Raw genomic sequence first — 22,547 nt, forward strand, 5'->3', positions numbered from 1 at the left:
GGGAACCGAGCGATGTATCACCTCACCGCCCTCGTCACGCTGCTGGCGATCGCATTTTATTTCTTCACCGCCATCAACGTCTCGCGCTCGCGCACCAGGACCGGCGTCAAGGTGCCGGCGATGTCGGGCCATCCGGATTTCGAGCGCGCCTTCCGCATCCAGATGAATACGCTGGAATGGATGCCGATTGTCCTGCCGGCGCTCTGGCTGTTCGCGGTCTATATCGGCGATGCCGCCGCGGCCGGACTCGGCGCGGTCTGGATCGTCGGCCGCGTCGTCTACTTCATCGGCTATTCCAAGGCGGCGGCCAAGCGCGGTCCCGGCTTCATGATCCAGGGCGTCGCCGCGATGGCGCCGTGGGCGGGCGCACTGGGGGCGGTGGTGTTGCGGCTGGTGAAGTGAAGCATGGCATCACACCTGCTCGTGTCCCGGGCGCGGTGCAGCGTATAACGCTGCGCCGCTGTACCGGCAACTGTTATGTTGGCCTAGTGTACAGGTACGGCTTTCGATCGCGGATGATGGCGTTGAGGACCGTCAACAGCTTCCTGGCAACGGCAATGAGAGCGAGCTTGGCAGGTTTACCGGCCTGTCGCAGTCGAGCGTAGAAGGCCTTGAATGGATCGGCCCGGCGGACCGCATTGAGAGCGGCCATGTAGAGGGCATCGCGGACGCGCTTTCGGCCCCCGACGATCTTCCGCTTGCCGCGGTAAGCGCCGCTGTCGACGTTGAAGGGAGCCAGGCCGGCGAGCGCGGCCACCTGCTTCGGTCCGAGTTCCGGCATCTGCGCGATCAGCTGCATGCAGGTTACGGGGCCCACGCCGGGAAGTGACCGCATCAACTGCGCATCATCGGAGACCTCCGGCTCAGTCTTGATCAGTGCGCTAATATCGGCCTCGATTGCGGCGATCTCATTGTCGAGGACTTCAATGAGCCGACCGATGCGATCGGCCATGGCGCGGTCCTCGGCCTCGCTGCGCCTGTTCTTCTCCTGGGCACGCATGAGAACCAGTTGATCCCGCCGTTTTGCAAGCCCCGCCAGGGCATTGCGGGCAGGATTGGCAGCCTGCTCAGCGGCAGGCTGCATGGCCCGGGCAAAGCTCGCCAGCATCCGGGCATCGATCGGGTCGGTCTTGGCGAGCTGGCCGCTGGCGCGCGCAAAGTCCCGGGCCCGGGCCGGGTTGATCCGGGCAAAGCGGATGCCGGCCTGGCTGAGCGCCTCACGAAGCTCAAGGTCATAGACGCCCGTGGCTTCAAAGACGACCAGCACATCGCAGCGCCAACGCGCCGCGATCTGTGTGATGGCCTGCGGCGCGTTGGCGATGCGCTCCGGCACGCCCAGGCTCTCATCGAAGATATCGAGATATCGTTTGGAGACGTCGATTCCGACGTAACGAGGGCGTATGATCATGGTGCCTGTCCCTGTGATGCGAGGTCTGTTGGCGCAGCCTCGTGCAACTGTTCAGGTTGATAGATGGAACGGGCGGGAGACCGAGCCGGCTCACGGCGTCAAGCGCCAAGGACCCAACGGCTTCCCGCCCACTCCACCATGACAGGATTTCGATACACAGGGACCCAGCAGGCGGCACGCTGTGCGGAGAGATGGGCCCCGGCTCTGCATCGCACCGCTGCGCGCTGCGATGCGTCCGGGGCACGAGAGAGCTTCACTTCGTCAGCGGGCAGCCGCTGTCCTTGGCGGTGAAGAATGCCTTGTCGCCGGGGACGGTGGCGAGCAGCTTGTAATAGTCCCAGGGCTTCTTCGACTCCGCCGGCTTCTTGACCTCGAACAGATACATGTCGTGGACCATGCGGCCGTTCTCGAGCACCTTGCCGCCTTGCGCGAAATCGTCGTCGACCGGCAGCTCCTTCAGCTTCTTGGCGACGGCATCGGGATCCTTGGTGCCGGCGGCCTTGACTGCCTTGAGATAGCTCAGCGTCGCCGAATAGGTGCCGGCCTGGATCATGTTCGGCATCCGCCCGGTGCGCTTGAGGAAGCGCTCACCGAGATTGCGGCTCTTGTCGTTGACGTCCCAGTAATAGCCTTCCGTCAGCACCAGGCCCTGTGCGGCCTGCAGACCGAGGCCGTGCACTTCGGCGAGCGTCATCAAAAGACCCGCGAGCTTCTGGCCGCCGGAGACGATGCCGAATTCGGACGCCTGCTTGATCGAGTTGGTGGTGTCGAGGCCGGCATTGGCGAGGCCGACGATCTTGGCCTTGGAGCTCTGCGCCTGCAGCAGGAAGGAGGAGAAGTCCGAGGAGTTCAGCGGCACGCGCACCGAGCCGACCACCTTGCCGCCATTGGCGGTGACGATCTCGCTGGTGTCCTTTTCCAGCGCATAGCCGAAGGCGTAGTCCGCGGTGAGGAAGAACCAGGTGTCGCCGCCGGCCTTGGTCAGCGCGCCGCCGGTGCCGACGCCGAGCGCGCGGGTGTCGTAGGCCCAGTGGAAGCCGTAGGGCTGGCAGGCATCGCCCGTCAGCCGCGAGGTCGCGGCGCCGACGACGATGTCGATCTTCTTCTTTTCCTTGGACAGCTCGTGGATCGCGAGCGCGACCGAGGAGGTCGTGAGCTCCGTGATCATGTCGACGTTCTCGACGTCGTACCAGCGCCGCGCGATCGACGCTGCAAGGTCGGGCTTGTTCTGGTGATCCGCGGTGACCAGCTCGATCTTCTGGCCGAGCACCTCGCCGCCAAAATCCTCGATCGCCATCTTGGCCGCCTCGACCGACCATTTGCCGCCGTAATCGGCATAGACGCCGGACTGGTCGTTGAGGATGCCGATCTTGACGCCTTGCGCGCCAGCCGGCGCCGCCAGCACCAAAGCAGAGGTTGCGACGGCGGCCAAAAGTGCTGATTTCATCTGTTAGCTCCCAGCAGTTTTCTGTTTTGAAATCGCGCGGATATTAGGGAAGAACCCCGGCCCTGCCCATGCATTTCAAGTTGGTCGTTAGTATGGGATTCTGCGCGCCACATTCTCAGTCGTCGTCCCGGGGCGCGACGAAGCCGCGAACCCGGGACCCATAACCACAGGACGTGGTTTGGCGAAGACTCGGAGTGACCAGTTTCGCCCCACACTGCTCCCTGGGGTTATGGATCCCCGCGTCCGCGGGGATGACAGCGGAGGGTGTGGGCGACAGACGTGGCCTCACTGATTAAGCCACCATCTCCGGCTTCTTCCCCTCGTTCCGTCCCTCCGCCAGGTTCCGCACCACCACATAGAAGATCGGCGTGAACAACAGGCCGAACAGGGTGACGCCGATCATGCCGAAGAACACGGCGACACCGACCGCCTGCCGCATCTCGGAGCCGGAGCCGGTCGAGACCACGAGCGGCAGCACGCCGAGGATGAAGGCGAAGGAGGTCATCAGGATCGGCCGCAGGCGCAGCCGGCAGGCCTCGATCACGGCCTCCAGCCGCGGCTTGCCTTCGTTCTCGATGTCGCGCGCGAATTCGACGATCAGGATCGCGTTCTTTGCGGCTAGCCCCACCAGCACGACGAAGCCGATCTGGGTGAGGATGTTGACGTCCTGTCCCATGAGGCGCACGCCGATGGTGGCGGCAAGCAGGCACATCGGCACGATCAGGATCACCGCGAACGGCAAGGTCCAGCTGCCGTATTGCGCGGCGAGCACGAGATAGACGAACAGCACGCAGATCGGGAACACGTAGAGGCCGGCATTGCCGCCGGTGATCTGCTGATAGGAGAGGTCCGTCCATTCGAAGGTGAAGCCGCTCGGCAAGGTGTCGTCCGCCAGCTTCTTGATGGTGTTGAGCGCCGTGGTCGAGCTGGTGCCCGGCGCCGGCTCGCCCTGGAGCTCGGATGCGGCATAGAGATTGTAGCGCGCGACGCGGTCGGGGCCCGAGACATCCCTGAACTCGACCACGCTGCCGAGCATCACCATGTCGCCGGAGGCGTTACGCGTGCGCAGGCGCGCGAGATCGCTGGGCTCCTTCCGGAACGGGAAGTCGGCCTGCGCGGTGACGTGATAGGTGCGGCCGAACAGGTTGAAGTCGTTGACATAGGTCGATCCGAAATAGCTCTGGATCGTGTCGTTGATGTTCGAGATCGGCACGCCGAGCTTCTGCGCCTTGGTGCGGTCGATGTCGACGAAGAGCTGTGGCGTGTTGGCGCTGAACGGCGAGAACACCGAGGGGCCGAGCAGCGAGGGCGATTTGCGCGCCGCGGCGACAAGCTCGTCGGTGGCCGCAGCGAGCATTTCGGGCCCGCGGCCCTGGCGATCCTGGATGCGGATGGTGAAGCCGCCGCCGGTGCCGATGCCGGGCACGGCCGGCGGCGGAATCACGATGATGAAAGCACCCTGGATCGCGGACAGGCGCTTGCGCAGCTCGACCGTGATGGCGTTCGCGGACAATCCCTTCTTGATCCGCGCCTCGGGCTCGTCGAACACCGGGAACAGAGCCGCCGCGTTGCCGGCCTGCGTGCGCGTCGCGCCGGAGAAGCCGGCAAAGGCGGCAACGCGGACGATGCCGGGCGTATCCAGCGCGATCCGCTCGATCTCGCGCACGACCTCGGTGGTGCGCGCCAGCGAGGCCGCACCCGGCAATTGCACGGACACGATGACGTAGCCGCGATCCTGCGCCGGGATGAAGCCTTGCGGCGTGGTCGCGATCAGCCAGCCGGCGCTGCCGATCAGCACGACGTAGATCAGCAGCATCAGGACCGAATGCCGGATCACGAAATTGGCGAGGCCGGCATAGCCGTGCGCCAGCCGGTCGAACACGCGGTTGAACACGCCGGTGAAGGCGCCCCATGCCCGCGCGATGACATTCCAGTTCGCGGGCGGCCGCTTCGCCTCGTGGGGGGTGAGGATCTGCGAGGCCAGCGCCGGCGACAGCGTCAGCGAGCAGAAGCAGGAGATCGCGGTCGCAACCGCGATGGTGACGGCGAATTGCTGGAAGAACTGCCCGGAAATTCCGCCGAGGAACGCCGTCGGCACGAACACCGCGCACAGCACCAGCGCGATCGAGACCAGCGCGCCGCCGACCTCCTCCATGGTTTTCAGCGCGGCGTCGCGCCGGCTCATGCCGTGCTCGAGATGCCGCTCGACATTCTCGACCACGACGATGGCGTCGTCGACCACGATGCCGACGGCGAGGACGAGGCCGAACAGCGTGAGATTGTTGATGGAGAAGCCGAGCGCCGCCATCACCGCAAATGTGCCGACCAGCGACACCGGGATCGCGATGATCGGAATGATCGCGGGCCGCCATCCCTGCAGGAACACCAGCACCACGATGACCACGAGCAGCATGGCCTCGTAGATGGTCTTGATCAGCTCGTGGACGGACTGCGCGATGAACTCGGTTGGATTGTAACCGATGTTGTAGTCGAGACCTTTGGGGAAACTCTCCTTGAGCCTCGTCATGGTGTCGTTGATGTTTTTTGCGGTGGCGAGCGCATTGGACCCGGGCCGCTGCGTCACCAGCATCGCAACCGCGGATTTGCGCAGCAGGAAGCTGTTGGTGGAGTAGGCCAGCGCCCCGAGCTCGATGCGGGCAACGTCGCGGAGCCGCACGACGCGGCCGTCGGAGCCCGCCTTGATCAGAATGTCCTCGAACTGCTTCTGATCCTTCAGGCGGCCGGTGAAGGTCAGGTTCGGCTGGAAGGCGCGGTCGGCGATCGGCGGCTCGGCGATCTGGCCGCCCGCGATCTGCACGTTCTGGGCGCGGATCGCCGCCAGCACCTCGGCCGAGGTCAGGCCGAGATTGGCGATCCGGTCAGGGTCGAGCCACAGCCTCATCGAATAGTCGCGCGCGCCAAAGATCTGGATGTCGCCGACGCCGTCGAGGCGCAGCAACTGGTCGCGGACCTGGAGCAGCGCGTAGTTGGAGATGTAGAGCTGGTCGAACGTGTCGTCGGGCGACAGCATGAACACGACCATCAGGATGTCGGGCGAGTTCTTGCGCGTGGTGACGCCGTTGCGCTGGACTTCCTCGGGCAGCCGCGGCTGCGCGATCGCGACGCGGTTCTGCACCAGCACCTGGGCCTTGTCGAGATCGGTGCCGAGCTTGAAAGTGACGGTGATGGTGAGCTGGCCGTTCGAGGTCGCCTGGCTGTAGAGATACAGCATGTCCTCGACGCCGTTGATCTCCTGCTCGATGGGCGCTGCGACCGTGTCGGACACGGTCTGCGCGGAGGCGCCGGGATATTGCGTGGTGACGACCACGGTCGGCGGCACCACCTGCGGATATTCGGAGACCGGCAGCGTGGTGTAGGCGAGCGCGCCGACGATCAGGAGCACGATCGACAGCACCATCGCCAGGATGGGCTGGTTGATGGAGAGACGGCCGAGATTCATGACTTGTCACCCGGCTTGCCACCGGCGGGCGCGGTCTGCGGCGCGACCTTGGCGCCGACGCGGGCGCGCTGGATGCCGTTGACGATGACGCGGTCCTCCGCCTTCAACCCTTCGCGGATCACGCGCAGGCCGTCATCCAGCGGCCCGAGCACCACGGGACGCGCCTCGACGGTGTCGTCGGGCTTCACCACGAACACGATCTTGCGGGACTGGTCGGTCGCGACGGCAACATCCGGAATCAGCAGCGCCTCATAGGGCGCGCTGCCGATCAGCCTGACACGCCCGAACTGGCCGGGCAGGATCGACAGATCGGTGTTCTTGATCACCGCGCGGCTGCGTAGCGTGCCGGTGGAGACGTCGAGCCGGTTGTCGAGGAAGTTGATGGTGCCCTCATGCGACGGCTTGGTCTCGCCGGCGAGCGTCACCTGCACCGGGTTCGCCGTGTCGCGCGAGCTCGGGCGCCGGCCTTCGAACCACAGCTTGCTGTATTTGATGAAGGTCGCCTCATCCATGTCGAAATAGACGTAGATCGGATCAAGAGTGACGATGGACGTCAACAATGTCGACGTGCCGCTGTCGCTGCCCTGCACGAGATTGCCGGGACTGACGAGATGACGGCTGACGCGGCCCGTCAGCGGCGCCGTCACATGGGTGAACTCGATATTGAGCTTGGCGGCCTTCAGCGCGCCCTCGGCCTGCATCTCGGCGGCGTGTGCCGCCTGCAGGGCCTGACGGCGCTGGTCGACGGCTTGCTCGGAGACGGCGCTGCTCTGCACCAGGCTGAGGCCTCGGTCGAGCTCGCGCTTGGCAAGCTCCACCTTGGCGCGTGCGTCAGACAGCTGGCCCTCCGCTTGCGTCGCCACCGCCTCGAACGGGCGCGGGTCGATCACGTAAAGCAGGTCGCCCTGACGCACGATGGCGCCATCCTGGAATTCGACCGAGTTGACGAAGCCGCCGACGCGCGGGCGCACCTGCACCTCCTCGACCGCCTCGAAGCGCCCGGTGAACTCGTCCCAATCGGTGACGGTGCGCTTGACCGGCTGGGCGACGGTCACAGGCGCTGGCGGGGGAGCAGCGCCCTGCGAGGCCGGCTGCCCGCAACCGGTGAGCGCGAAAGTCGCACCGACAAACGCGGCGATTGCGCCCAGTCGAGCCAGGACGAGATCGTGCTTTTTGACAAACCGCTCGCTTCCATCCGGTCCGCTCATCCCAAATCCTCGCCAGTCCTCGTGCAAAAGCCGCAGGAAATGCAGGGTACGCCTCTACCTGCGGGCGCCACAAGATGGGTGGCAAAGATGAACTCTTCAAGACCGCGGTGCGCGCAATGCTCGGACGAACGCCCTGGCCGGATGGCGGGTTGACAGCCCGATAGCCGGCTTCGCGCGCGGCGATGGCCAGCGTCTTCGCGCATGACGCCCGCAATGGGCTCGGCTAAGCTCTCCCTACAAAAACAAGGCAAATTGTCCGGGAGGACAGGCGTGCACCAGGGACGTGTCGTTTTCGGCGCGATCGAGGAGGTCGTGTTCGGCCATCCCTCAGCCGGCGCCATTGTCGCGCAGATGGACCGGCTGGGAACGCGCCGCGCCTTCCTGATGGTCTCGGGCACGCTCAACCGCCAGACCGACGAAATCCAGACAATCAAGCAGGCGCTGGGCTCCCGCTGCGCCGGGCTGTTCGACGCCATGCCGGCGCATACGCCGCGCGAGGCGGTGATTGCAGCCACAAATGCAGCCCGCGAGGCTGGAGCTGATCTGATCGTCACCGTCGGCGGCGGCTCGATCACCGACGGCGCCAAGGCGGTGCAGCTTTGCCTCGCCAATGGCATCACCGACATCGACGGCATCGAGCGCATCCGCGTCCGCAAGGGCGTCGCGCCCGAGATGATCGCCCCTCACGTGCGGCAGATCAGCGTGCCGACCACGATCGCCGGGGGCGAGTTCAGCGCGATCGCCGGCGTCACCGACCGCAGCACGAATGTGAAGCAGATGCTACGGCATCCGCTGACGGTACCGCGTGCCACCATCCTCGACCCTGCCATTACCGTCCACACGCCGGAATGGCTGTTCCTGTCGACCGGCATCCGCGCCATCGACCATTGCGTCGAGGCGATCTGCTCGCATGAGACGCATCCCTATGCCGACGCGCAATCGGTCAAGGGGCTCGCCATGCTCGCCGACGCGCTGCCGCGGGTGAAGGCGGACCCTTCCGACCTCGACGCGCGGATGGACGCGCAGATCGGCACCTGGCTGTCGATGGGCGCCCTTGCCGCCGGCGTGCCGATGGGCGCGAGCCACGGCATCGGCTATGTGCTCGGCGCGGCCTTCGACGTGCCGCACGGCTACACCTCCTGCATCATGCTGCCGGCGGTGATGCGCTGGAATGCGCAGGCCAATGCCGAGCGGCAGATGATCGTCGCCGCCGCCATGGGCTTTCCCGGTCACAACGCCGCCGACGTGCTCGACGCCTTCATCCGCTCGCTCGGCATGCCGCGCAGACTCGCCGAGGTGCATGTGTCGTCCGAGCATTTCGAGACGATCGCCGAGCAGGCGATGCGCACGCCCTGGGTGCCGCGCAATCCGCGCAAGATCGAAGGCCCGGCGCAGGTGCGCGAAATCCTGCTTCTCGCCGCATGATCTGAACCGGAGGATCGATGTACACAGGTACACACGCCCGCCTGCGCCCGCTGCAGCCCGCCTTCATCATGGCGTCCACCGGCGAGGCCGTCACCTATCGCGAGCTGGAGGCGCGCAGCAACCGGCTGGCGCATCTGTTCCGCAAGCACGGCTTGAGGCGGCTCGACCATTATTCGATCTTCATGGAGAACAATTCGCGTTACCTGGAGGCCTGCGGCGCGGGCGAGCGCTCCGGGCTGTACTACACCTGCATCAACTCCTTCCTGACGCCGGGCGAGCTCGCCTATCTGCTGGTCAACAGCCAGTCGAAGATCCTGATCACGTCGGTGGCCAAGCTCGACATCGCGCGCGAGGCGATCCAGGCCTGCCCCGATATCAAGCTCTGCATCGTCGCCGATGGTCCCGGCGAGAGCGAGCGCATCGTCGGCCTTGCGGAGGTGACCGCTGGTCTGCCGGCGACGCCGATCGCCGACGAATGGCTCGGCACCGCCATGCTCTATTCGTCCGGCACGACCGGGCGGCCGAAAGGCATCCTGCGACCGCTGCCGGAGGAGCCGCCGAAGCATAATCTGCAGCTGTTCGATTTCCTGACCAAGCTCTGGCACTACCGTGAGGGCATGGTCTATCTCTCGCCGGCCCCGCTCTATCATTCCGCGCCGCAAGCTGCCGTGAACCTCACGATCCGCATGGGCGGCACCGTGATCATCATGGAGAGTTTCGATCCCGAGCGCTATCTCGAGCTGGTCCAACGATGGGGCATCACGCACACCCAGCTGGTGCCGACGATGTTCTCGCGCATGCTGAAGCTGCCGGAAGAGGTGCGAAAGCGCTACGACCTGTCCTCGCTCGAGATCGCGATCCACGCCGCCGCGCCGTGCCCTGCTCTGGTCAAGGACGACATGATCAAATGGTGGGGACCCATCATTCACGAATATTACGGCGCAACCGAAGGCCTCGGCTTCACCGCCTGCAACAGCGAGGAATGGCTCGCGCATCGCGGCACCGTCGGCAAGGTGCTGCTCGGCGATCTCCACATCCTCGACGAGAACATGCGGGCGTGCCCGACCGGGACGCCGGGCCAAGTCTGGTTCAAGACGGGATCGCCGTTCGAATATTTCAACGACCTTGAGAAGACCAGGGAGGCGCGCTCGGTCGACGGCAGCATGAGCACGGTCGGGGATGTCGGCTATGTCGACAAAGACCGCTTCCTGTATTTGACTGACCGGGCGACCTTCATGATCATTTCCGGCGGGGTGAACATCTACCCGCAGGAATGCGAGAACCTGCTGATCACCCATCCGAAGGTCGCCGATGCCGCCGTATTCGGCGTACCCAATCCCGATCTCGGCGAAGAGGTGAAGGCGGTGGTGCAGCCGATGCCCGGCGTCGTGCCGGACGCGGCGCTGGCCGAAGAGCTGATCGCGTTCTGCGCGAAATCGCTGTCGCGGCAGAAGGTGCCGCGCTCGGTCGATTTCGAGAAGGAATTGCCGCGGCTGCCGACCGGGAAGCTCTACAAGCGCCTGCTGCGGGATCGGTACTGGGGAAACAAGGCGTCAAGGATCGTGTGAGGGCACGGCTCCACTCGCTGTCGTCCCGGCGCGCAACTACTGAACGCAGCACAGGCCCCATCTCTTCGCACCTGCACTCTCACATTGTGAGATATGAACCCCTGCGGCTTCCGTCATCCGAATTGTCGAGGCGGCATGCGGCGCTATCGGGGTTGCCTCGCTCGGCTTGCGTGCTATCGTCAGGTCAAACAGGCCGCAAAAGGCCGATGTCCAGGGAGGATGAGCATGCGGAGCGTGTGGGCGCTCGCCGTAACGGCGGCGCTATCTGTGCTGACAACCTCAACCACCACGCTCGCCGGCGAGCCCAAGCAGGGCGGAACCTTGCGGATGTATCACCGCGACAGTCCGGCCAACGCCTCGATCCTCGAAGGCGCGACCTATTCGGTCAACGTGCCGTTCATGGGGGTCTTCAACAATCTCGTCATCTACGACCAGCACATCGCGCAGAACAGTCCTGACACCCTCAGGCCCGAGCTCGCCGAAAGCTGGTCCTGGAGCGGCGACAACAAGAAGCTGACATTCAAGCTGCGCCAGGGCGTCAAATGGCACGACGGCAAGCCGTTCACGTCGGCCGACGTCAAATGCAGCTTCGATCTCTTGATGGGCAAATCGCAGCAGAAGCTGCGGCAGAACCCGCGCAAGGCCTGGTACAACGAAGTCAATGAGATCACGACGAATGGCGATTTCGAGGTCTCCTTCGACCTGAAGCGGCCGCAACCCTCGCTGCTGGCGATGCTCGCGTCCGGCTATACGCCGGTCTATCCCTGCCACGTCTCTCCGGCGGACATGCGCACCCATCCGATCGGGACCGGGCCGTTCAAATTCGTCGAGTTCAAGGCCAATGAATCGATCAAGCTGACGCGAAATCCTGACTATTGGAAGAAGGGCCTGCCTTATCTCGACGGCGTCGAGTACACCATCATCACGAACCGCTCGACCGCGATCCTCGCTTTCGTCGCCGGCAAGTTCGACATGACATTCCCGACGCACATCACGATTCCGCTCTTGAAGGACATCAAGTCGCAGGCCCCGAACGCGACCTGCGTCGTCGAGCCGACCAATGTCTCGACCAACATCATCGTCAACTCGACGTCCGCGCCGTTCGACAACATCGATATTCGCCGGGCGGTGTCCCTTGCGCTCGACCGCAAAGCCTTCATCGACATCCTGTTCGAAGGCCAGGCCGATATCGGCGGCACCATGCTGCCGCCGCCTCAAGGCATCTGGGGCATGCCGAAGGACAGGCTGGAGACCATTCCGGGCTACGGCCAGGACGTGAAGGCGAACCGCGAGGAGGCGAAGAAGCTGATGCAGAAGGCGGGCTACGGCCCCGACAAGCATCTTGCGGTGAAAGTCTCGACCCGCAATCTCGCGGAATATCGCGACCCCGCCGTGATCCTGATCGACCAGCTCAAGAGCATCTACATCGACGGCGAGCTCGACGTCGTGGAAACCGCGAACTGGTTCCCGAAAGTCGCGCGCAAGGACTACATGCTCGGCCTCAATCTGACCGGCAACTCCGTCGACGATCCCGACCAGTCCTTCTACGAGAACTATTCCTGCGGCTCCGAGCGGAACTACACCAATTACTGCAACAAGGAGATCGAGAAGCTGTTCGACGTCCAATCGCAGGAGATCGACATCGCCAAGCGCAAGCCGCTGGTGTGGGAGATCGACAAGAAGCTGCAGGAGGATGTCGCCCGCCCGATCATCTTCCACGCGCGGGCCGGCACGTGCTGGCAGCCTTACGTCAAGGGCGTCACGATCATGTCGAACAGCTCCTATAACGGCTTTCGCTACGAGGATGTGTGGCTCGACAAGTAGCACGCCTGGCTGAAGATTAACGGCTCGCGGAGGGCGAAGGATGTTTGCCTATCTGGTGCGACGCCTCTTCCTGATGCTCGTGACCCTGTTCGGGATCTCGGTCGTCATCTTCGTTCTGCTGCGCATCGTGCCCGGCAACATCGTCGACATCCTGTTCGCCGCGGCCGGCTATGTCGATCCCGCCGACAAGGCCAATCTGGAGAAGGAGCTCGGCATCGACCAGCCGATGATCGTGCAATATTGGCACTGGATCAGCGGTTTTCTGCGCGGCGATCTCGGCTATTCCTATGTTTCCGAGAAGCCGGCGCTGCAGGAAATCCTGCCGCGGATCCCGATCACGGCCAAGCTGGCTGGCCTCGCGCTGCTGTTCTCGGCCTCGATCGGGATTCCGCTGGGCGTCATCAGCGCCGTCAAGCAGGGCACGCGGCTTGATTACGCCCTGCGCGTGGTGAGCCTGAGCGGATTGTCGCTGCCCTCGTTCTGGCTCGGCCTGCTCATCCTCACCGCGGCGGTCGCGATGTTCGGCCAGATACCGATCTTCAATCCAAACCCGAAGACCTGGCTCGAGGCGTTCGCGACCTACGCCGTGCCGGCCGCCGCCGTCGGCTTCCGCAGCGCGGCGCTGACCATGCGCATCACGCGGTCCTCGATGCTGGAGGTGCTGCGGCAGGATTACATCCGCACCGCGCGCGCCAAGGGTGCCTCCGAGACGGCCGTGAACTATCAGCACGCGCTGAAGAACGCGATCCTGCCCGTCATCACCGTGATCGGCATCGAGGCGGCGTTCCTGATCGGCGGCCTGATCGTCACCGAAACGGTGTTCAACATCCCCGGCGTCGCGCGCTTCCTGGTCGAGGCGATCCGCTGGCGCGACTATCCGATCGTGCAGAACCTGGTGATGCTCATCGCCGTGGTCGTGGTGGTCGCGAATTTCATCGTCGACATGCTCTACGCGGTGTTCGACCCGCGGATCAGGTACACGGATTAGGAGAGCTGTTTGGCCGCAATCGACTACGATCTCGAACTACGGCGCGCCGGCGCGCATGCCACCGGTGGATGGCGGCGCGTGCTGTTTTTGGCGCAGCGGCACGTGCTTGGCGCGGCCGGGCTCATCATCATGGGTGTGTTCGTGTTCACCGCGATCTTTGCCGACTTCATCGCGCGCTACGACCCACTGACCGTCGATTCCGCCAGCGCGCTCGCCCGCCCGAGCTGGGCGCACTGGATGGGGACCGATTCCTTCGGCCGCGACGTGTTCAGCCGCATCATCCACGGCGCGCGGATCTCGCTCGCCGTCGGCATCGGCTCGACCGCCCTCGGCGGCACGATCGGCGTGATCGTCGGGCTGACGTCGGGCTATCTGTCCGGCTGGGTCGATCTCGTCTTCCAGCGCGTCTCCGACGTGCTTCAGGCGCTGCCGCTGCTGGTGCTGGCCCTGATCATGACGGCGGCACTCGGTCCGTCCCTGCCGAACGTCATCATCGCCATCGCCATTCCGCTGATCCCGACGGTGTCACGCGTGATCCGGGCCAACACGCTGGCGCTGCGGGAGCTGCCCTTCGTCGAGGCCGCCAAGTCGATCGGCATGAGCGAGGTGCGGATTGCGCTCCGCCACGTGCTGCCGAACACGCTGGCCCCGCTGATCGTGCTCGCAACCGCCCAGCTCGGCTCGACCATCCTGACCGAGGCCTCGCTGTCCTTCCTCGGTCTCGGCATTCCCGAGCCTTATCCGTCATGGGGCCGCATGCTGTCGGAGTCCGCCGCCGAATATGTCCGCACGGCGCCGTGGCTGGTGATCTTCCCGGGCATCGCCATCAGCCTCGCCGTGTTCGGCGCCAATCTGTTCGGCGACGCGCTGCGCGATATTCTCGATCCGAGGCAACGCGGCTGATGGCGGACAAATCCGATCTCGTGCTCGAGGTGAAGAACCTGAAGACGGTGTTCTTCACCAACTCAGGGCTGTTCAAGGCGGTCGACGACGTCTCCTTCACCGTCAAGCGCGGCGAGACGCTGGCGATCGTCGGCGAATCCGGCTGCGGCAAGAGCGTCACCGCGCTCTCGCTGATGCGCCTGGTGCCCGACCCGCCCGGCCGCATCGTCGGCGGCTCCGTCACGCTCGAAGGCACCGATCTGCTGGCTCTGAATGAGGCGGAGATGCGCGCCGTCAGGGGCAACCGGATTTCCATGATCTTCCAGGAGCCGATGACCTCGCTCAATCCGGTGATGCGGATCGGGGACCAGATCGTCGAGGCCGTGCGGTTGCACCGGAACATCCCGGCCAGGGAGGCACAGACCATCGCCGTCGAGATGCTGCGCCTGGTGCGCATTCCCGAACCGGCGCGACGCGCGAAGGAATATCCGCATCAGCTGTCCGGCGGCATGCGCCAGCGCGCGATGATCGCGATGGCACTGGCCTGCCGGCCGGCGCTCTTGATCGCGGACGAGCCGACCACCGCGCTCGACGTCACGATCCAGGCGCAGATCCTGGCGCTGATCCTCGACCTTCAGAAAGAGCTCGGCACCGGCCTCGTGCTGATCACGCATGATCTCGGCGTCGTCGCGCAGACCGCGCAGCGCGTGATCGTGATGTATGCGGGGCGGAAGGTCGAGGAAGCCAGCGTCGAGGCGCTGTTCGCCGCGCCGAAGCATCCCTATACGCGCGGGTTGATGGCGTCGATTCCGGCGGTGCCGGCACCCGGCGTCGTCGCACCGGCGCGGCTCAACGAGATTCCCGGTACCGTGCCGTCACTGGTGCGGTTGCCGCAGGGCTGCGCTTTCGCGCCGCGCTGCAAGCTCGCGATCAAGCGCTGCGAGGCCGAATATCCGCCGCTGGCGGATTGGGGCGGCGGCCATCTCGCGGCCTGCTGGCGCGCGGAAGAAGTCGCGGAGGTGGCATGACCGAGGCACTGCTCGAGGTCACCGACCTCAAGAAATATTATCCGGTGCGCGCCGGCGTGCTGCGCCGACAGGTCGGCACCGTGCACTCGGTCGACGGCGTCTCGTTCTCCCTTCAGGCCGGCGAGACGCTCGGGCTGGTCGGCGAATCCGGCTGCGGCAAGTCGACGGTGGCGCGCAGCGTGCTGCGGCTGGTCGAGCCGACCTCAGGGCAGATCCGCCTCGACGGCGAGGACATCACGCATCTGTCCAAGGCGGCGCTGCGCCCGCACCGCCGCTCGATGCAGATCGTGTTCCAGGACCCGTTCGCATCGCTCAATCCGCGCATGACCGCCGGCGACATCGTCGGGGAGCCGCTCGCCGTGCACGGGCTCGCGAGCGGCAAGGACCTTGCAGCGCGGGTCGCAAAGCTGTTCGAGCAGGTGGGCTTGCGTCCCGACCAGATGCGCAACTTCCCGCATCAATTCTCCGGCGGCCAGCGCCAGCGCATCTGCATCGCGCGGGCGCTCGCGCTGGGGCCGCGCCTCATCGTCTGCGACGAGCCGGTCTCCGCGCTCGACGTCTCTATCCAAGCGCAGGTGATCAATTTGTTGATCGACCTGCAGCGGCAGCACGGCTTCTCCTATCTCTTCATCGCGCACGACCTCGCCGTGGTCGCCCATATCAGCCACCGCGTCGCCGTGATGTATCTCGGCCGCATCGTGGAGATCGCCGACAAGGACGAGCTGTTCCGCAATCCCAGGCATCCCTACACGCAGGCCCTCCTCGCTTCCGTGCCGGTCGCCAATCCGCTGGCGAAGAAGCTTGCGCCGCTGGTCGACGGCGACGTGCCGAGCCCGGTCAATCCGCCGCCGGGCTGCGCGTTTCACACCCGCTGCCGGTTCGCGATGGACCGGTGCAAGATCGAGCGACCGGCGATGCTGGATGCCGGCGACGGGCATCAGGTGGCGTGTCTGCTCAACGACGGGACGGGTCGGAGCAACGCGACGCTGTAGCCCTGTGGGGTGGATTAGCGTCAGCGTAACCCACCCCTTAGCCAACACGGAACGAAAAGTGGTGGGTTACGCCCTACGCTTGCCGATCATGCGGCAACGCGCGGATCACCGGCCAGGCCGCCAGCGCGGCAGCCAGATGCTTGAGCGTGTGGCCCGAGACGAAGTGCCCTGTCGCTTCGAAAACGATCTCGTCACCCAGTTCGAAAAGCTTGGCGAGCACATAAAAGAAGATCACGCCGCCGAGCGGCACGCCGAGCGCGCCGGGTCGAGGACGCGTCAATGCCAGTCCCACGGCGAGCGCCATGCCGCCGAACTGCACGACCACCCACGGCGTGAGATTTTCGCGTGCCACCCAGGCAGCCATCAGGCCCGCAATCATCATCAGGACCAGCACGGCTTCACCGGCACGCACGCTGATGCGCTCACCGGCCGCGATACCTAGAAAGCCCGCGAACGCGACCGCCATGCCAAGACGATCGGCGACGAGCCGCTGCGGCATGTCGGGATCCAGGTGATAAAAGCCTGAGACCAAGCACGTGAGGATCAATCCCACGAAGAACCAGCTTGCACCCACGGGGGCATCGTGGCGCGCGCGCAGTCGCTCCGAGCCCCAGACGGCCATCGCGAGAAACGCGAGGTTGCTGAGCGCGTCGCCGGCGTTGGGCACGCCGAGCCAAGTGCGAGTGTCGATGAAATGCGGGATGTGCCAGTTGGCGGCGGGCAGCGCCGGCGCGAAGAGCGTCACCAACGCCAGCGCCGAGAGTGCGCCGATCAGATATTTTTCGGATGGCTGCGGTGCGGCAAATGAGAATCGGCGGGTTAGAGCCCGTATTGCGGCGTGACCGTCGGCAGGGGACATGTGAATCTTGAATTGAACAGTGTTCAATATTAGTAGACTCAACGTGAACAATGTTCAAGATACATTTCGAGCGTCTAGCCCTCGCTCCGACCTCATTGTAATGACTTGGTTTTTCCCTTTGCTCGGAGATCAAGCATCAAAGGCGGGGCAGGCCGAAGCGCGCCATGCGCCCTCCCATGGAGAGATCGCGAACAGCAGCTCCATCGTCGCGTGCTGTGCTAGCCGGTTAATCCTGTTCCGGCCGACCAGTTGAGAACGTGGCCCCGCCCGGGCTAGATCGGCGTTTTCCAGGGAGGCGTTATTATGATGATTATGATGGCTACGAGATCATTGATCGCTTCCATGCTGCTGGCCTTGATGGCATCTCCGGCCTTCGCCGCTCCGCCCGCCAGCTGCGCCTCCAAGTTCGTCGGCGAATGGCGTCATTCGGGAAGCGGCAACCGAGGGTCCGTCTTGCGCGACGGCCGCGCGCTGTGCAGCGAGCATCCGGCGTGCGTGCAGGGCACCTGGACCTGCTCGGGCAACGTCCTGACCTACACCAACAGCCTCGGCAGCTGGAACTACACGCTGGCCCCCGGCGGCCGGACCATGTCGACTGGCACCGCCGTCTCGACCCGCATCGGCCCCGTGCCGGCCAGCGCGCGTTCGGCCGCGCCGACGCCGTCCGCACAAAGCCCTTCGTCCGATCACCCGGTGAACCCCGGCAACCCGGTCCTGCTCTGGATGATCGACAAGGTCCAAAAGACGTTTCCTTGCGACCCCAAGACAGACAAGTACAAATGCAGGCCACGGTCGCCGGAGGGCTCCCTGGGATCGAGAGGTTAGTCCTCCTGCCGCGGGCGGTCGCGGCGCGGCGCTTTGCGTCTTTGCCGCGATTCCACAGCTAGCCGACCCCGATCTCCGCCACGATTCTGCCCGTGGTGACTTGCTCGCCCTCGGCGACGTCGATCGCGGCGACCACGCCGTCGACGCCGGCCTTGTGGACGTGCTCCATCTTCATCGCTTCCAGCGTCATCACCGGCTGACCGGCCGTCACGCGATCGCCCGGCTTGACCAGGACGGCGACGACGCGGCCGTTCAGGGCCGCGCGCACCTTGCCGTCGCCGCCGTTGCTCGCGGCGGCCTTCGGCGCGGCGAGGGTGAGATCGGCGACCACGAGCGGGAGGCCGCGGTGCTGGAGGTAAAGGCGATCGCCATCGCGCAGAAATCTTGCACTGTCCATCACACCGTCATGGCGAAAGCGGATCGTATCGGCGTCGAGTTGCTCGATCTCGAACCTGTCTTGGCGATCATCGATGGCAACGGTGTAGCTGCCATCGCGCTCACGCACGATCTCAAGTTCCAATATCTGGCCCGCGATCTCGATTTTGGCCGGCAGCGGGAACGTTGCCGACAGGCTCCGGCCACTTTGCCATGACGGGGCGCGCGGGTTGGTCACGTAGAGCAGCAGGCCCGCCAAAGCCGTATCGAATGCGGCATCCGCCTGCGGCGCCAGCAACTCGTCGCGGTGTGTGCCGATGAAAGCCGTCGTCGCCTCGCCCCTGGCAAAGCCGGGATGACGCAGGCACGACATCAGGAAGGACTGGTTTGTGGTCACGCCGAACGCGGTGAGCTGCTCCAGGCCGACGATCAGCCGCCCCCTCGCCTCCTCCCGCGTCGTACCATGGCTGATCACCTTGGCGATCATGGAATCGTAGAACGGCGGGATCTCCGAGCCTGAATGCAACGCGTGCTCGACGCGGATGCCGTCAGGCACCTGCCAGCGCGCCATGCGGCCGGACTGCGGCATGAAATCGTGCGCGGCATCTTCCGAGCACAGCCGCACCTCGATGGCGTGACCGGAAAACTTGATGTCCTGCTGCTTGATCGGCAAGGACTCGCCGCGCGCAACGCGCAACTGCAGCTCGACGAGATCGAGCCCGGTGATCGCCTCGGTCACGGGATGCTCGACCTGGAGCCGTGTGTTCATCTCCATGAAGTAGAACTCGCCGCTGGCATCGAGCAAAAATTCCAGCGTGCCGGCGCCCTCGTAACGCAGCGCCTTCACCGCGGCGACCGCGACCTCGCCCATTTTTGCGCGCAGCTCCGGCGTGACCGCTGGCGACGGTGCCTCCTCGATCAGCTTCTGGTGCCGCCGCTGCACCGAGCAATCGCGCTCGCCGAGATGGATGGCGTTGCCATGGCTGTCACCGAACACCTGGATCTCGATATGGCGAGGATTCTGGATGGCGCGTTCGAGAATCACGGTGGGATCGCCGAACGCCGCCTTCGCCTCCGACCGCGCGCTGCGCAGCGCATCCGGGAACGACGCGGCGTCGAGCACGAGCCGCATGCCGCGGCCGCCGCCGCCGGCGACCGCCTTGATCATCACGGGGAAGCCGATCTTTTTGGCTTCGGCGAGCATGACCTCGTCGCCCTGATCGGCGCCCTGATAGCCTGGCACGACGGGGACACCGGCCTTCTTCATGATCTCCTTGGCACCGGCTTTGTTGCCCATCGCCTCGATCGCCTGCGGCGACGGGCCGATGAAGACGAGGCCGGCATCCTTGCAGGCTTGCGCGAAATCGTCGTTCTCGGCGAGGAAGCCGTAGCCGGGGTGAACGGCATCCGCGCCGCTCGCCTTGGCGGCGGCGATGATCGCGGCGATGTTGAGATAGGACTGGGCCGGCAAGGCTTCGCCGATGCGCACGGCCTGGTCGGCCTGGCGCACATGCAGCGCATCGCGATCCGCATCGGAATAGACCGCGACGACGCCGAGGCCGAGCTGCCGCGCGCTTCGCATCACGCGCAACGCGATCTCGCCGCGATTGGCCACCAGGACCTTGAAGAACAGCCGGTGCTGCACTGATCCGTTCCTCATGGGCGGGCCACCGAAAACTGCATGCGCTGAGGCGTGCGCGCATCGCCCTCGCGGCAGATCGCGAGCACCTCGGACAGCACCGCGCGGGTATCGCGCGGGTCGATCACGCCGTCGTCGAGCACGCGCGCGCTGGTGGAGAACACGTCCATCTGGCCGTCGAAGACGCCGATGATCTGCGCCTTCATCGCGTCCAGCTTGTCCTTCTCGATCGGCTTGCCCCGCCGCGCCGCAGCCGCCTCGGTCACGATCGCCATGGTCTCGGCCGCCTGCTCGCCGCCCATCACAGCGGTCTTGGCGTTGGGCCAGGAGAAGCAGAAGCGCGGATGGAAACCGCGGCCGCACATGCCGTAATTGCCGGCGCCGAACGAGGCGCCGCAATAGATGGTGATCTGGGGCACCGTCGCCGAGGTCACCGCCTGGATCATCTTGGAGCCGTGCTTGATCATGCCGGCCTCCTCATAGGCCTTGCCGACCATGTAGCCGGTGGTGTTGTTGAGATAGAGGATCGGCGTGCGGGTCTGGCAGCAGGCCTGGATGAAATGCGTCGCCTTGTTGGCGCCGGCGGGATCGAGCGGCCCGTTGTTGGTGATGATGCCGATCGCCTGGCCCTCGATGCGGGCATGGCCGCAGACGGTGGCCGGGCCGTAATTCGGCGCCATCTCCGTGAAGTCGGAATCATCGACGATGCGGGCGATCACCTGCTTCATGTCGACGGTGCGCTTGTGGTCCATCGGCATGATGCCGAGCAATTCGTCCTGGTCGTAGCGCGGCGGCTTGAACTCGCGCGCCGCACGGCCCGGCCGCTCCCATTCAAGGGCCGCCATGATCTCGCGCGCGATGCGAAGGGCATCGCGATCGTCTTCGGCGAGATAATCGCCGAGGCCGGAGACTTGCGTGTGCATCTCGGCGCCGCCGAGCTCCTCCTCGGTCGCGATTTCGCCGGTCGCCGCTTTCAGCAGCGGCGGTCCCGCGAGGAAGGCGCGCGTACGACCGCGCACCATGACGATGTAGTCGGACAGGCCGGTCTGATAGGCGCCGCCGGCGGTCGAGGAACCGTGCGTGACGGTCACGACAGGTAGTCCCGCCGCCGAGAGCCGCGCCAGATTGCGGAAGATGTTGCCGCCACGGACAAAGTCCTCGACGCGGTAGCGCAGGAGATTGGCGCCGGCGCTTTCGACGAGCTGCACGTAAGGCAGCCTGTTCTCCAGCGCCAGCTCCTGCACCCGCAGCGTCTTGTCGAGGCCGAAGGGCTGCAGCGCGCCGGCGTCGATGCCGGAATCACTGGCGCTGACCATGCAGCGGATACCCGAGACGAAGCCGATGCCGGCGATGACACCGCCGCCCGGCACGCTCTTGCCGGCATCCGGCACGTCGAACATGTAACCGGCGAGCGTGGAGAGCTCGATGAAGGGCGCGCCGGGATCGAGCACCAGCGCGACGCGCTCGCGCGGCAGCAACTGGCCGCGCTTGTGGAAGCGGTCCTTGGCCGCGGCGGACGCGGCGCGCGTGCGCTCTTCCAGCGCGCGCATGCGGTCGATCAGGCCGAGCATGCCGTCGCGGTTGGCGTGGTAGGCGGCACTGCCGGGGGAGATGGCGTTTTCGATGGTGGACATGACAGACCTTGATCGTCATTCCGGGGCACGCGAAGCCTGAACCCGGAATTTCGAGGTTCCGGGTTCGATGCTTCGCATCGCGCCGGAACGACAGTGATATTCAGCGATTCGTCCCAAATATCTTCCGCGCTTCCGCCGGGCTCGCGATCTCGCGGCCCGCACGCCTTGCGCAGGCGGCGATGGCCTCGATCAGCTGGCCGTTCGACGTCACCTTCTTGCCGTCGGCGAGATAGAAGGTGTCTTCGAGACCTGTGCGCAGATGACCGCCGAGCTCGGCACAGCGCTGATGCAGCGGCCAGATCTCCTCGCGGCCGATGGCGGTGACCTGGAAATGCGCCTCGGGGCGCTTCAGCTTGATCAGGATCGGCAGCAATTCAGGGTCGGCGGGCATGCCTGAGGCGACGCCCATCACGAAGTTATATTCGAGCGGTCCCCTGTACATGCCGACCTGGTGGTACATGCCGACGCAGCGGACGATGCCGACGTCGAAGCATTCGAACTCGGGGATTGTGCCGACCGCGTTCATGACGTCGAGATAGTCCTTCACCTTCTCGACCGCGTTGTCGAACATCATCGGCGGCCAGGCCCAACTGTTGTCGGCCTTCACCTTCAGATAGTTCAGCGAGCCGGCGTTGCAGGCCGCGATCTCGGGCTTGGTCTCGCGGATGCAGTCAAGCGCGCCGGAGTAGTTCGGCCCCGACACGCCCGAGGTGTGGTTGATGATGACACCGGGGCAGGCTTCCCGGATGGCCTGCTGGATCTCCTTGCTGACAGCGACCTCCCAGGACGGCAGGTGCCCCTTGCCCGGCGCCTGCTGGCGCAGATGGATGTGCATGATGGACGCGCCGGCATCGAACGCAGCCTTGGCCTCCCGCGCCATCTCTTCGGGCGTCACGGGCACGTTGTGCTGCTTGGGGTCGGTGAGCACGCCGTTCAGCGCGCAGGTGATGACGGCCTTGTCGCTCATGCCAATGATATCTCGCAC

17 protein-coding genes are annotated in these 22,547 nt (G+C 65.3%); 9 read left to right on the top strand and 8 right to left on the bottom strand.

All coding sequences use genetic code 11. The features are described 5' to 3' along the window. Positions 1-12 precede the first annotated feature (12 nt). Positions 13-402: an MAPEG family protein gene (locus AC0WRY_RS33415; RefSeq protein WP_194404961.1), complete on the top strand. Its 390-nt coding sequence runs from the start codon at positions 13-15 to the stop codon at positions 400-402. A 73-nt stretch (positions 403-475) separates the two neighbouring features. Here the strand turns inward: AC0WRY_RS33415 and AC0WRY_RS33420 are convergent, their stop codons facing one another. The 4 genes from AC0WRY_RS33420 to AC0WRY_RS33435 form a co-directional block, all read right to left on the bottom strand. Beyond that, positions 476-1,408: an IS110 family RNA-guided transposase gene (locus tag AC0WRY_RS33420; protein WP_491122471.1), complete on the bottom strand. Its 933-nt coding sequence runs from the start codon at positions 1,406-1,408 to the stop codon at positions 476-478. A gap of 253 nt (positions 1,409-1,661) precedes the next feature. Continuing rightward, a complete protein-coding gene (locus AC0WRY_RS33425; RefSeq protein ID WP_194404962.1) occupies positions 1,662-2,855 on the bottom strand; it encodes an ABC transporter substrate-binding protein in 1,194 nt (397 codons plus the stop codon). Positions 2,856-3,147: 292 nt separating this feature from the next. Then, positions 3,148-6,315 carry an efflux RND transporter permease subunit gene (locus AC0WRY_RS33430; protein ID WP_194404963.1) on the bottom strand — a complete coding sequence of 1,056 codons (3,168 nt, stop codon included), beginning with the start codon at positions 6,313-6,315 and terminating at the stop codon, positions 3,148-3,150. Beyond that, positions 6,312-7,523 (bottom strand): efflux RND transporter periplasmic adaptor subunit, encoded by a 1,212-nt coding sequence (locus AC0WRY_RS33435; protein WP_194404964.1) that lies wholly within the window; start codon positions 7,521-7,523, stop codon positions 6,312-6,314. The genes AC0WRY_RS33430 and AC0WRY_RS33435 overlap by 4 nt, the downstream gene beginning before the upstream one ends. Positions 7,524-7,793: 270 nt before the next feature. On the opposite strand from AC0WRY_RS33435, the gene AC0WRY_RS33440 reads away from it, so the two are divergent. The 7 genes from AC0WRY_RS33440 to AC0WRY_RS33470 all read left to right on the top strand — a co-directional run bounded on the left by AC0WRY_RS33440 (position 7,794) and on the right by AC0WRY_RS33470 (position 16,230). Beyond that, complete coding sequence (locus tag AC0WRY_RS33440; RefSeq protein WP_491122472.1) at positions 7,794-8,948, top strand: iron-containing alcohol dehydrogenase; 1,155 nt, start codon at positions 7,794-7,796, stop codon at positions 8,946-8,948. A gap of 17 nt (positions 8,949-8,965) precedes the next feature. Beyond that, positions 8,966-10,516 (top strand): AMP-binding protein, encoded by a 1,551-nt coding sequence (locus tag AC0WRY_RS33445; protein WP_194404966.1) that lies wholly within the window; start codon positions 8,966-8,968, stop codon positions 10,514-10,516. Positions 10,517-10,741: 225 nt separating this feature from the next. Then, positions 10,742-12,340: an ABC transporter substrate-binding protein gene (locus AC0WRY_RS33450; RefSeq protein ID WP_194404967.1), complete on the top strand. Its 1,599-nt coding sequence runs from the start codon at positions 10,742-10,744 to the stop codon at positions 12,338-12,340. 40 nt (positions 12,341-12,380) lie between these two features. After that, positions 12,381-13,328 carry an ABC transporter permease gene (locus AC0WRY_RS33455; protein ID WP_194404968.1) on the top strand — a complete coding sequence of 316 codons (948 nt, stop codon included), beginning with the start codon at positions 12,381-12,383 and terminating at the stop codon, positions 13,326-13,328. A gap of 9 nt (positions 13,329-13,337) precedes the next feature. Continuing rightward, positions 13,338-14,231 (top strand): ABC transporter permease, encoded by an 894-nt coding sequence (locus AC0WRY_RS33460; protein ID WP_194404969.1) that lies wholly within the window; start codon positions 13,338-13,340, stop codon positions 14,229-14,231. Next, on the top strand, positions 14,231-15,238 hold the full coding sequence (locus AC0WRY_RS33465) for an ABC transporter ATP-binding protein (RefSeq protein WP_194404970.1): 1,008 nt from the start codon (positions 14,231-14,233) through the stop codon (positions 15,236-15,238). Before AC0WRY_RS33460 ends, AC0WRY_RS33465 begins: the two co-directional genes overlap by 1 nt. Beyond that, entirely contained in the window at positions 15,235-16,230 is a 996-nt protein-coding gene (locus AC0WRY_RS33470; protein WP_194404971.1) for an ABC transporter ATP-binding protein, read from the top strand. Before AC0WRY_RS33465 ends, AC0WRY_RS33470 begins: the two co-directional genes overlap by 4 nt. A gap of 73 nt (positions 16,231-16,303) precedes the next feature. Here the strand turns inward: AC0WRY_RS33470 and AC0WRY_RS33475 are convergent, their stop codons facing one another. Next, positions 16,304-17,089 carry a hypothetical protein gene (locus AC0WRY_RS33475; RefSeq protein ID WP_194404972.1) on the bottom strand — a complete coding sequence of 262 codons (786 nt, stop codon included), beginning with the start codon at positions 17,087-17,089 and terminating at the stop codon, positions 16,304-16,306. Between the two features lie 315 nt (positions 17,090-17,404). Here AC0WRY_RS33475 and AC0WRY_RS33480 point away from each other — a divergent pair, with 315 nt between their 5' ends. Further along, positions 17,405-17,914, top strand: a complete 510-nt coding sequence (locus AC0WRY_RS33480; RefSeq protein WP_491122473.1) for a hypothetical protein — start codon at positions 17,405-17,407, stop codon at positions 17,912-17,914. A 58-nt stretch (positions 17,915-17,972) separates the two neighbouring features. On the opposite strand, the gene AC0WRY_RS33485 is transcribed toward AC0WRY_RS33480, so the two are convergent. The 3 genes from AC0WRY_RS33485 to AC0WRY_RS33495 all read right to left on the bottom strand — a co-directional run bounded on the left by AC0WRY_RS33485 (position 17,973) and on the right by AC0WRY_RS33495 (position 22,529). After that, positions 17,973-19,949: an acetyl/propionyl/methylcrotonyl-CoA carboxylase subunit alpha gene (locus AC0WRY_RS33485; protein ID WP_194404974.1), complete on the bottom strand. Its 1,977-nt coding sequence runs from the start codon at positions 19,947-19,949 to the stop codon at positions 17,973-17,975. Further along, positions 19,946-21,562 carry an acyl-CoA carboxylase subunit beta gene (locus tag AC0WRY_RS33490; RefSeq protein WP_194404975.1) on the bottom strand — a complete coding sequence of 539 codons (1,617 nt, stop codon included), beginning with the start codon at positions 21,560-21,562 and terminating at the stop codon, positions 19,946-19,948. Before AC0WRY_RS33490 ends, AC0WRY_RS33485 begins: the two co-directional genes overlap by 4 nt. Before the next feature lie 100 nt (positions 21,563-21,662). Further along, a complete protein-coding gene (locus tag AC0WRY_RS33495) occupies positions 21,663-22,529 on the bottom strand; it encodes a beta-keto acid cleavage family enzyme (protein ID WP_194404976.1) in 867 nt (288 codons plus the stop codon). Between the last annotated feature and the right edge of the window lie 18 nt (positions 22,530-22,547).

This window comes from Bradyrhizobium sp. T-12 (genome assembly GCF_058314695.1).